Source organism: Polaromonas sp. P1_E11 (genome assembly GCF_056405995.1).
The window spans coordinates 122,234-133,954 of sequence record NZ_JBFUBA010000004.1; the positions used below are offsets into that span (position 1 = coordinate 122,234).

Annotated in this window: 4 protein-coding genes; all 4 read right to left on the minus strand. The window is 63.0% G+C overall.

Annotation, left to right across the window (positions count from 1 at the left end):
* Positions 1-49: 49 nt before the first annotated feature.
* The 4 genes from AC1D11_RS16110 to AC1D11_RS16125 all read right to left on the minus strand — a co-directional run bounded on the left by AC1D11_RS16110 (position 50) and on the right by AC1D11_RS16125 (position 11,622).
* Positions 50-6,091 (minus strand): SdrD B-like domain-containing protein, encoded by a 6,042-nt coding sequence (locus tag AC1D11_RS16110; RefSeq protein WP_477646676.1) that lies wholly within the window; start codon positions 6,089-6,091, stop codon positions 50-52.
* A 116-nt stretch (positions 6,092-6,207) separates the two neighbouring features.
* Positions 6,208-8,847 carry a beta strand repeat-containing protein gene (locus AC1D11_RS16115; RefSeq protein ID WP_477646677.1) on the minus strand — a complete coding sequence of 880 codons (2,640 nt, stop codon included), beginning with the start codon at positions 8,845-8,847 and terminating at the stop codon, positions 6,208-6,210.
* A 118-nt stretch (positions 8,848-8,965) separates the two neighbouring features.
* A complete protein-coding gene (locus tag AC1D11_RS16120) occupies positions 8,966-9,466 on the minus strand; it encodes a hypothetical protein (protein ID WP_477646678.1) in 501 nt (166 codons plus the stop codon).
* Between the two features lie 665 nt (positions 9,467-10,131).
* Complete coding sequence (locus AC1D11_RS16125) at positions 10,132-11,622, minus strand: aminotransferase-like domain-containing protein (protein WP_477646679.1); 1,491 nt, start codon at positions 11,620-11,622, stop codon at positions 10,132-10,134.
* Positions 11,623-11,721 lie beyond the last annotated feature (99 nt).

An 11,721-nucleotide genomic window follows, 5' to 3' on the forward strand; every position in this document is an offset into this window, starting at 1 on the left:
GGGCGCAGGCGAAACGCATGGAAGGAGGGGCCTGGACGCTGAAAGAACATCATGATTTGGGGCCCGCCGTGTTGGAAGGTGAGGCAGTGGCCGCGCCAGCCGGTTCAAACACATTCTCGTCAAACTTGAAGCGTACACGCAGGTAGACACCACGCTGGGTGTAGGCCTCGCCCGCCAGGTCAGCGGCCCGGAAGCCCTTGATGTTGTAGCCCAGTGACACCCACATGTTTTTCCAGGCCAGGTAGCCGACTTCCACGCCTACCGCGGTCTCCGCAGCACCGTTACCCCACATGCGGTAGGCCTGCAGGCTGACGTCCCAGCGCTCGGTAAGGTCCCAGGTGGAGCGGCCGCCGATCAACTGCGTAAAGGAGCGGCTGCTGATGCCGTTGGACTTGTCGCGGCCCCATTTGGCGGCATAGCGTGCGCTCGTCACCCAGCTGCGGCTGGGCTGGATATTGAGGTGGGTGGAAAGAATCAGCCCGGATTCATCGCGGCTGACACCCGGACCCAAGGTGCTGTCCGAATCCTTTTTGTATTCGATACGGCCCAGCGCATTCCACACGTCAGTGCTCACCGGGCGATAGGCCACGCCGGACTGGGCTGTAATCAATTCACGCTTGCCGCCCGTGGCGCCGAGGTTGGTCTGCTCGCTGTAGAGGCCGCGGTTGAGCAGGGTCCAGCTGTCGTCCAGCTTGTTGGCCAATGCACCGGTGACCAGCCAGCTGCTGGAGGTGGAAGATGTCTGCCACTGCACCTGGCCGGACGCTTTCCAGGTGGCCGCGGCCGTGTAGTCGGCTCCGATGGTGACGGCGCTGGAGTCGTCGATGGTCACGCCCGACAACGGTTTGATGCGCTGCAAGCTGGCTGTCAGGCCGACGCCGTTGTCCAGGCGCCAGAGCCTGCGCAGCCCGACCGCAGCCTCGCTGCTGCGGCCGTTGATGCTGTCGCCCATACGGTATTCATTGAACAGCTGTGTGCTGTCCGACAGCTCCGTATTGAGACCGGCAACGGTGGTGTATTGCGAAGTCGACGCATTGAGCGTGTAAATGCTCTTGAGGCTGTTGATGAAGTCGTGGCGCGCGTACAGGCGGGTTGTTGAATTGATGGCATAGTTGCCGCCGATGCCGACCTCCCGCCCGCCGCTGCCGTCGATGGCGTATTCGGCCAGGCCATAAACGTCGGCCTGGGGTACGTTCGGCACCGGCACCGTGACCTTGACCCGCGCTGTGGTGTAGCCCGCCTCTTCGGACGAGCCTGAAGCCAGCGCCGTCGCGGAAGGCGTCACCGGAACGGTACTGCCAGGCAAGGCCGGACCGGAAAGCGCAGCGGCGGTATTGGCGCTGCTGTAGCGCACGCCAACCTCCACCTTCACGTTGCCCGGCAGGCTGTGTTCGAGCTTCAGCTCCGCACCGGTTTGTGCCGCGCCTGTCACGCTGTTGGCAGTGCGCAGCGCTTCAGCGACAAGCCTGTTCTTGTCATCCACGGCGTAACCAATTTTTGCGCCGTATTCAGACTGGCCGGCCGACTGCACGCTGTTGGGGTTGTAAAAACCCGCACTGGTGCGCGCACCCCAGACGCGCGCCTGCAGCGCCTGATCGTCATGGCGGACTTCCACGCGCTGGCCAGAGCCGTTGCCCTGCAGGTCTGTACTGCTGCGGGCGATTTCGCCGGTGGCCACGGTCTTTTCGCCCAGCTTCGCCGTCACGTTCAGTCCGCTGAGGTTCTGGCGATTGGCAGGGTCGGTGTCCTGCACCGCCGTCGCGCCGAGCGATACACCCGGAAGGACTTCCAGGCGCGCATCGGCGCCGGCGACCGTGTGCTTGGGGCCGCCCGAGTCCACCGAATAGCTGACCCGCACAAAGATCGGATTCAGGTCGGTGTCCACGCTCGGAACCGGAGTCTTGAGCAGGAGCTGACCGCTGAAAGGTTCGATTTCGTAGTCGGTGAACTGCGCCAGCGGAGTGTCATTGATGATGACCGACGCCTGGCTGCGGCTTCGCGTGAGGATGTCGACTTGCTGGCTGTTGACCACACCGTTGATGTTGAGCCGGAACGGTCCGGAAGTGCCATTGGCGCGGAATTCCTGTACCAGCTGTGTCGTCGCCGTACGGCTTGCAAAACCTTCCACGGTCACTGCGCCTTCCTGGTAACGGCCCTTGACACCGTTCAGGGCACGCGAGTATTGCGTGAGCTGACGTGCGGCGTTATCGCTCTGGGTTGAATAGTCGCCCAGCAATGCGTAGTTGGTGCCGTTTTGCAGCATCACGTAAAGCTTGCCGGTGGACTGGGCGTCAAAGCCACGCGCCGACGAGTCGCCATACACCGGGTAAAACTGGTTGGGCTGGATATCGCGGAACAGCGCCGTATCGGAAGGCTTGTCGGAATCGTAGGCCAGCGTCAGCAGGGAAGAACCGAGCACCTTGCCTTTGAGGAACAGCGCGGTCCGCGCAGCCGCTTCGCCCTTGCCACCAGCGAAGCTGCGCGACGTGCTCCGGATCTGCCGTTCAAAAACATCGCCGCTTTGTGCGGGCTGCAATGCGGAAGGGTTGAGGCTGCGCAGATTGAGGGTACCCTCCACAATACCGGCCGCAATCATGGGCCGCAGGTTGGGCATGAACTCGATGGCCGCCACAGACTTGACGGCGCCGCTGGCAACACCAAGCTCCGCCTTTCCGGGTTGGGCTGGCGGCAACAGCAGAAAACGGCCTTCGCCACCTTCAACAAAGACCTGCGTGCCAGGCTGGCGTGCATCCAGGTCGGGAGTCTGCCACTGGCCAAGGCTGGCCTGCAGTGTCACCTGGGTGCGCACTGCCACTGGAAGCCCTTGCGCATCGCGCAGGGAGATGGTGACCGGCACGGCAGTCGCGCCGTCAGCAATCAGCTGCTTCGGCGCATCGATTTCGATTCTTGCCAAAGTTCCCGGAGCCAGAACCGTGACCTGCGCGGTTCCACGCGCATTGCCAAAACCGTCAACAGCGCGCACGCCCAGCGTGTTGCGGCCGGGCCGGAGGTCAACACCGATGTATTCCCAGGCGACCACGCGGTTCTTCTCGAGGCTGCTTTTCTTGCCTACCTGTGTGGCGGGTACCAGTTGCCCATTGAGGGTGACCTCAAACGTGGCGCCCAGCGGGCCTTTCACCCGGACGCGGGTCTGGGCTGAAGGCAACACCTGCCCGTCGACCAGCCCGACAAAACCGGTTTCACCATTGAGCTCCGGCAGGAGGTCCTCCAGTGGAACGACTGCCTGTGGCGATTCGGCAGCGGAAACCGTGGAAGACTGTGTCAGCTCTGACACGGCCTGCAGGGGTGTGTAAATAGGTTTGGGCAGCCCCTGAGCGTTGGGCGCATAGGGCCCGCCCGGATCGCTTACGGCCCCCAATGTGCCCGGCGCCGGTGTCGCAGAACCTGCAGGCGCATTGTTTTGCAGTGCCCCAGGCAAGCCGATCGCGCCACTGGAGGGAAGCGTCCGGCTGTCCACCGTCGCTGCGCCGCGGTTGGCCTGCAGCAACAGGCCTGCGGCCTGGACGATCTCCGAAGAATTGCCTGCCGCCTTGCGGCGCAGAGCGATCTGCTCCTGAATTGCGGCCGTGCATTCGGCGATGGCAAAGTCGGCCTTGTGGAGCTCGCCATTGGTCAGGTCCACAAAGCGGCTGGCCGCATCAAGGGCATTTCGATTGTTGAGTACCTGGAGCGAAGCACCTGCAGGCAATGTGATGCTGTCAACCTTGGCTACGTGGGTGCGTGGCTCCAAACCGTAGAAGCTGTATTTACCCTCTTCGTCCGTCACCGCGTAAGTGCCATCTTCCAGATAGATACGGACACCCGGAATACCCGGTTCGCCAGCATCCTGCACACCATTACGGCTGCAATCGGCAAACACCTTGCCGATCACATAGGCCTTGTTGGAAAACACACCACCGACAACCTGGACGCGAACGCTGGACCGGTTGGACCGCACCGCACCGCTGGCAGCCTGCGCCGTATTGATACCGTCGCCGCCCTGGCTGCCCACGCCAACGCGCACGCGGTAGGTCAGTGTCGGCTGTGAGCCGGAGGCGATTGCGCCCACCGCAAACTGAAGGCTGGGACCCGCACCGCCTGAAGGGTCTGCAAGGGGCGCGCCGTTGAGCCGTGCCGTGCCGCGCACATAGGCAAAGCCGGCAGGCAGGCTGTCGCTTACCACAACACCGGGGAGCGCTCCTGCGCTGACGTTGTTGAACTTGATCGAGTAGTCAACAAAGTCCCCAATTTCTGCCGTCTTCTTGTTGGCTGTTTTCTGGATAAACAGGCCACCCGCATTCGCACCAGGATCCAGGGGTACGTCGAAATGCACAGGCGCACCCGCCACGACGAAATTGCCACCGTAAGAACCCGGTGTATCGATCAGCCGACCCGCAGGCTGTACCCCGGCAGGGAGCAGCGACGGAAAGGTGAAGCCCGCCGGTTGGGTGATTACCAGCCGGTATGTGCTGTTGGCCACCAGCGGAAATTCGTAAAACCCGTCGGCAGCTGTCACGACAACGCTGGGAGCCGGCGTTACGCCATCTATCTGGAACACGACGGCTGGACCGCCGGGAACCCCGCCATTGCCGGCACCGGTGACGTCGATCAGCGCTACCGTGGCGCCGCCAACAGGCTGGTTGGTGGATGAATTGAACACGATGCCGGAAGGATCCACCAGCAGCGTGGTCGTCGCCGAGACGGTGATGCCGCCGCAGGAGGAAATCGTGGCCGTCACCGTGTCGTTTCGCAGCACTTCCAGTATGCCGTCGCCGGAAGCCACGATGTGGGTCGCCGCATTGGCTGTGGGAACATTCGGCATGATGCGGAAGATGCCGGTGTTGGGGCCGGTTTCCACAGCCGTAAAGGTCTCCGAATCTCCCGTAAGCCGGCTCACCAGCGTGATCGGCACCGTACCTACTGTCGTGGAGTCAGCGTTGCACACAGCGGCATTGGCCTGCACAAACAGTGGATGGCCCGGCGTACCGAGGGCAGTCCGGTTGGCATAAGAAGCGTTGCTGTAGAAAAGGATGTCTGCCGCGTATGCCGGCAACGGCAACACCACCGTATTGCTGGTGGTGGTCAACGGTGCAGCGGCATCAGTCCAGTCCGCATAGGCCGTGCCCGACACGTTGCCGGACGCGTTGGCGTTCACGCTGACATTGAATGTTCCCTGGAACAATCCGCCCTGGGGCAACGCGGCAATGCCCCAGCCAACGGCATCCACCGTGGTACCGCCGGGCACCGCCGTGACATAGCTGTTGGTCGCGCCGCCCAGCAGGTGGTAAAGCGTCTGGGCACCGGGGCTGGTAGACGGCAGGGCCGAGACAAAGGCCGTGTTGACCGGCACCGGGGCGCGCAGGATAAAGAGCGCCGCGGGTGCGCCATTGACAAGTACGTTCGCCGGGCTGGCCGCCATGTTTCCGTTGTTGATGGCCCTTGCGGTAAAGCTGAGAGCACCACCCTGAGTGGCGGTGGCCGACGAGGCTGAATAGCTGACCTGGATTGCCGCACCATTGGTGAGATTGAGCGTATCGGTGTTGGTCGCGCTGGCCCCCTGGACCTGGCTCAACGCATTCAGGGTAATCTGGGCCGTCTGGCCAGGCGTCGCGCCCGGCGGAATCTGGCCCGTGATCAGCAATCCGGCATTGGCGCCAACGGCAACCATCACGGGGCTTCCGGCAGGAACCACGGGTTCACCCGCATCCACCAGACCGTTGCCATTGACGTCCAGCACCACCTGGAGATTGAGTGGTGTGAAGGCGCTGCCTCCGGCAACACTGGCCGTGATCAGGTAGTTCGTCGTGCTGTTGCCGGTGTTGGCAAGGTTATGGTTGATCGTGAATGACGAGCCTACGCCGATCAACAGGTTCTGGCTGGATGCCAGCGTGAGCGCTTCAAGCGTCGCCACCGTGGTGTTCACGGTGTTGGAGTTGAGGTGAACCGTCAGGCCCGTCGCCGCGTCCACAAAAGTTGCCGTCGCCGTGTTGCTGATCACCGTCCCCGCCGGGGTCGGCGCTGCCTGTGCTGCGGCCCAGAAGAGCAGCAACATGCAGGAGATCAGCAGCTTGCGCAGCAGGCGAGGAAGCATGTTTGATGGGCTTGTTGTTCGGTTTTCGACAGGGCGTCGCTTTCCAAAGGGCACGCGGCCGTGCCCTTTGAAAAGCGGGGAAGCTTTCGCTTCCCGCGCTTGAGGTCAGTCCCGGGTTAGGGGTTGATACGTACACCGAAAGTCACGACAGCCGACTGACCAGGGGTCAGGGTGCCGATCGTCGCGGTGACGGTGCCTGCTGCGCCTGCGGAGGGGCCGGTCACGGTACCTACCGTGCTTGCCGCAGCGCTGCTCAGGGTGGTGTAGCTAGGCGTCGCGTCGGACACCACAACAGAGGTTGCATTCGCGGATCCCACGTTGGTCACGGTGATCTGGTACAGCACGCACTGGTTGGGACGGGCGCTCAGGGTGGCCGCTGCGTAGACCGTGCCGCCGTTGGCGCCTGCGCAAGCCGTGTCCAGGGATTGCGCCTTGGAAAGGGTCAGGTTGCCGGCGATCACGGTCGTGCTGTCAACAGCGGTGGCCACGGCAGGGACCGTCGTCACGTAGCTGCCGTTGCTGGTCGTGACCGTGATGGTCGTGGCATCGACCGCGCCGGGGGTCGCGCCACTCGGTGCGATGACCTTGTTGAACACGGTAATCGATGCGCCGGGAGCCAGGCCCGCAGGCAGGACACCTGCGGCATGCAGGGTGCTGCTGATCTGAGGGTCGGTCGCGTCGAGCACGCCGTTGGCGTTGGCATCGTAGTACAGCGCGGAAGTCCAGCCGGCCTGGTTGTTGCTACTGGCCAGAGTCACGGTACTGACCGTGCCGTTGCCTTCCAGCACGTTGCCGGAGTTGGTCAGGGTGTGGCTGTAAACGTAGGAGCCGCCTGGGTAGGTCTGGCCGGCGCCATTAGGCGTCAGGGTGACCAGGCGCACTGCGTTCACGGTCACGGCGTCATGCAACGTGTCCGAGGCGTTCGACGTAGGCGACAGCGTGCGGAAGTACAGCTGCGTGGTGCCCGCCGCAAAGCCGGCCGGCACACCCACCACCGCGCAGACGACGACGTTGCCGCCGGCGGCCACGGAGCCGGTGTTGGTGATGGTCGCGCCGGTGGTCGAACAGTTGCCCACGCCGCCGTCGGCGCGGAAGCTGACGGTCCAGCCGGCCGGCAGCGTCACGCTGGCGAAAGTGTTCACCGTGCTGGCGCCCAGGTTGTAGCTGTCCGGCGAAGGGCCGGTGTTGTTGGCCACGATGGTGAATACCGTCGAGGCGCCGGGATTCAGCGTGTTGGTGACCTGCGCCGCGCCTTCACCGTTGGCGAATACGCCCACGCCGGGAACGCCCACAGCGGTCGGCAGGTTGTTGGTGGCATCAACCGATGCAGCGGTCACGGCAGTCAGCTGGTCGTTCGCGGTGGCCGTCTTGGTCGGGTCAAACACGGAGGTGGCCGTCTTGGCGATGATGAAGGGGCCGGCACCGCTCGCGTTCGGTGGCAGCGTAGCCTTGAGAATCACGTTGTAGGTGGCGGCGGGGGCCAGCGGGCCCGTGTCAACCGTGCCGTCGCTGTTGGTGTCGACCAGCGGCGTGACACCGTCGCTCTTGAACAGCTGGAAGGTCGTGCCTGCCGGGAAGTTGCCTGCGCTCAGCGTGATGTTGAAGGTGTCGGAGCCGTTGCCGGTGTTGGTCACCGTGTTGGTGAAGCTAACCGTCGAGCCGGGCGCGGCCGGGCCGGGCACCGTAGTGCCGGTCAGTGTCACGGCGCCGGTCTGCAGCACCGTGAACGGCACCGTGTTGGAGCCGCCCGTTACCGTGGTGGCACCGTTGTTGTAAGACGTCGTCGCGGTGTTGTTGAGCACGCCCGGGGCAGTGCCACCGGCCACAGTCACGCCGAAACTAATCGTGCCCGACTGGCCAGCCGTCACCTGGTTGAGCGTGACCAGCAAGGTCTTGGTGCCCAGGGTGTAGCCCGAAGTCAGGGTGTTGGGTGCAGAACCACTGGAGGCGCCGCCGTCGCTCAGCGCCGTGGCGCCGGTCACGCTCCAGCGTGCAGAGCCCGCGGTATAGGTCAGGCCCGCCGGCAGAACGTCGGTGATCGCCACGGCGGTGGCCGTGCTGTTACCGGTGTTCGTGTAGGTCAGGGTGTAGGTGATGGCCGTGCCGGCGGAGCCGCTGGATACGCTGGCCGACTTGGTCAGCGTGACGACCGCGTTGGTGGTGGCCGTGGTCACGTCGGTGTTCGACTGGGTTTTCGTCGGGTCAAATACGCTGGTACCGGTCACCGTGATGGTGTTGGTCTGTGCCGCCGTAGCCGTGCCCGGCAAGGTGGCAACCACGATGTACTTGAAGAGGCCGCCTGCGGCCAGCGCGCCAGTCGAGGTGATGGCGGAACCTGTGGGGGAACCGCTACCGTTGTCGGCGAAGATCTGCACGCTCGCCATCGAGAACGCACCGGTGTTGCTGGTGGTCAGGTTGAAGGTGTCGGTACCGTTACCCGTGTTGGTCAGGGTGTGCGGGTAGTACACCACGCTGCCGGGGGTCGCGTTCTGCGCGCCGTTGGCTGCCAGGGTCAAGCTTGCAATCTGCTGCACCGTGGTCTGCACCACGTTCGACGTGACCGTGCGCGTAATGCCGGATGCATCCGAATACGTGGCCGAGGCCTGGTTGCTGATGGACGTGCCTGCGGGCGGCGGCGCGGCATGGGCCGCCAGACCGGCCAGAGCCAGCGCAAGCGCGACAAACAATCCCACAATCCAGTGGGTGAAGAAGTGCTGCAACCCTAAAGGCTGCGGACTCGAAGGATTGGCATACATGGCTTTTTCTCCTGGCTACTTAACAACGGTGAATCAACAAACAATTAACGGGGAACGGAAAGGCGAAATGCGCCACCCGCATGGCGGGAGGCGCAGCTGCGAGGGAAGCTGGCCGTCATCACGGTTTGGCAGCCAGTGCGACTGCAGGTGAATCGATACGCACACGCAGACTGACCACGGTGCTGGCGCCTGCGGCCAACGTGCCGGTTTCCCAGCGCAAGGCTCGGTAGTCAGCCAGGGGAACAGGCTCTTTGCGCACGCTGCCGTCGGCCTGCTTGACCATGCGCGTCAGTGGCATGGGTGCGAAGACGGTCCCATCCGTTGAGGCCAGGGCCTGTGCAGGTTCGGCGCTTGCCGCGATAAAGGTGGTGCCCGGAGGCACCGGAATGGTTGCCAGAAGCTTGCCGGCGGCAGCGGCGCTGGTATTGCGGTAGGTTGCGCTGTACTGAAGGACATCCCCCGGTTTGCCATCGCCGGCAGGCTTGAGCACGGGCTTGCCGCCCACCATCTCCACGCGCTGCGCCAGGAGCTGGGAAGACACCGGCGAGGCTTGGGCCAGCACGGCCTGGCCGAACACCAGCCCGACGGCAAAAATACAAAGTTTCAGGGCAGATTTCATGGGTAGCGTCCTTTCGTGACTCTCGGCAAATGGCTGGCTCGGAGGCAGATCCATGTAGGGCCGGCAACATATGCGCATCGATATGTGTTTGAGACGTAACTTTATGTTACTTATCAACTTTCTGAGCCTCGATTACTTCACACGAACGCAATAGATGTGAATAAAAACAAAAATTTCGTGAGAAAAATCGCATAAACGTCCGTATTTAGTTGAAATTCAGTCTTCAATCAAAGCAATTGAAACATTAAGTTACATGTTAAAACATTGGAAATCCACCAAAAACCCCGAAGAAACTAATGGAAATTAACTAAAAACAGGATCTACAGCTGATCAATTAGAGTTAACTCGTAACCAACAGAAACGACTATCCGATTACCGGCCAAGCGGGTGTCATTTTCGAAAGGGGATAGGTAGCCGGGCAGTGCCAACGGGGAAGCCGGAGGATGAGGAAAACAAGGAAAAAGGGAGGAAAAGCAACGCCCAGCCGCAACAAGCCAGGCGAACTCCAACGCGGAGCATGGCGGGCGGGAGACATAACCGCATAGTCGCGGCCGTTCCGGGCGGCCAGCGTGGCGTGCCCGAACCCGGCGCCAAGCTCGCTCAAAGATCGCTTCTTCACTGCCGGCCCCGTTCTGCCAGGGCAAGCCGCGAAAGAAGGAGGAAAGTTACCTCACGGCATCACGCAAGCGCGCAAACACCTTCCAGAACGCAGCCTCCTGCGTGGTTGCAAAGTTGATGCGCATCAATGTGCTGGGTTTGCGCGCCGCGTGAAACAAGCCGCCAGGCGCAATCAGGTAGCCCTCGTCCAGCATGCGCTGGGACAACGCATCGGTGTCGACGCCTGTGTCCACCCAGCCGAACAGGCCAGCGGGCTCCGCGGCAAATGTGCAGCCGTGAGCCAGGGCCAATTTGACGCTGCGTGCACGCGCGCCGTCAAGCCGGGTGCGAATACGCTCGGCATGCCGGCGTAACTGGCCCTGATCTATGCACCAGGCCAGCGCCTTCTCCAGCAGGGCTGGCGTGGTCAGCGTGGCCAGCAGTTTGGTGTCCAGCAGGCGCTCGACGAGGTCGGGGGGTGCGGCCATGAAGCCGACGCGCCAGCCGGGTGCCAGGATCTTGGCGAAGCCGCTGACATAGATCGTGCGCTGCAGCCCATCAAGGGCGCATAGCCGCGTGGCGTGCTCAGGCGCCAGGTGGCTGTAGGTGTCGTCTTCAACAATGTGGAAGTTGTGTTGCATCGCCAACTGCAGCACGCGGTGGGCGCTGCCGGGCGTGAGGCAATAGCCCGTCGGGTTGTGGAATACGCTGACACTGACAAACAGCTTGGGCTGGTGGATTTCACAGTATTGGGCCATCACCGCCAGGTCCGGGCCGTCGGCGCGGCGCGGTACCGGCAGGATGCGCATGCCTAAAGCGTCGAGCCGGGCGAACTCCACCGCCCAGCCGGGCTCCTCCACCATCACACAGTCCCCGGCACGCAGCAGCGTGCGGCTGACGATGTCCAGGGCATGGGTGGCGCCGACAGTGGTGATGATCTGCTCGGGCGCGGCGTGCACATTGAGTGCACTGAGTTTCTGCGAAAGCGCGCGGCGCAGGCCGCTGTCGCCCATGGGTTCACCGTACTGGAGCGAAAAGTCCCGCAGCGCGCTGACGCTGGTGACTTTGCGGACGGCGGCCGGCATGAAGGTGGTTTCGAGCCAGTCTGATGGAAACACGCCCATGCCGGGCTGCGGCTTGTTGCTGACCTTGTGGAACATACCGCGGATCAGCGCCGTCGCATCCACCGGCGCCTGGCGCGTGGCCATCCAGGTCGCAGTGCTCCAGGCGCCCGGAGGGGCGTGGCCCGCGGTCGTACCCGTTTTTGCGCCTGCTATATTTTTTATAGCCACCTGCGCTTTGGGGGCCTGCGCCAGTACCGCATTAAGCGAAGTATCACGGACAAAAAAACCGCGATTCTTGCGCGCCACCACCAGGCCTTGCGCCAGCAACTGGTCATAAGCCGCCACCACGGTAGAGGCACTTACACCTTGCTGCTCGGCGCACAGCCGCACAGAAGGCAGGCGCGCACCAGGGGCCAACAGCCGGCTACGGATGCGTTCGGCAAAGCGCACCGACAGCTGTTCGGTCAGGGACTGTGAAGCGGTTTTCATCAACATGGTGTGGCCTTCGCACGCCCTGCAGGCGGCATGTGTGCTGACAATTTAACCAATACAGTTTGGGAATTTGTACCAACAACTGTACTGGTGGTGTATTGG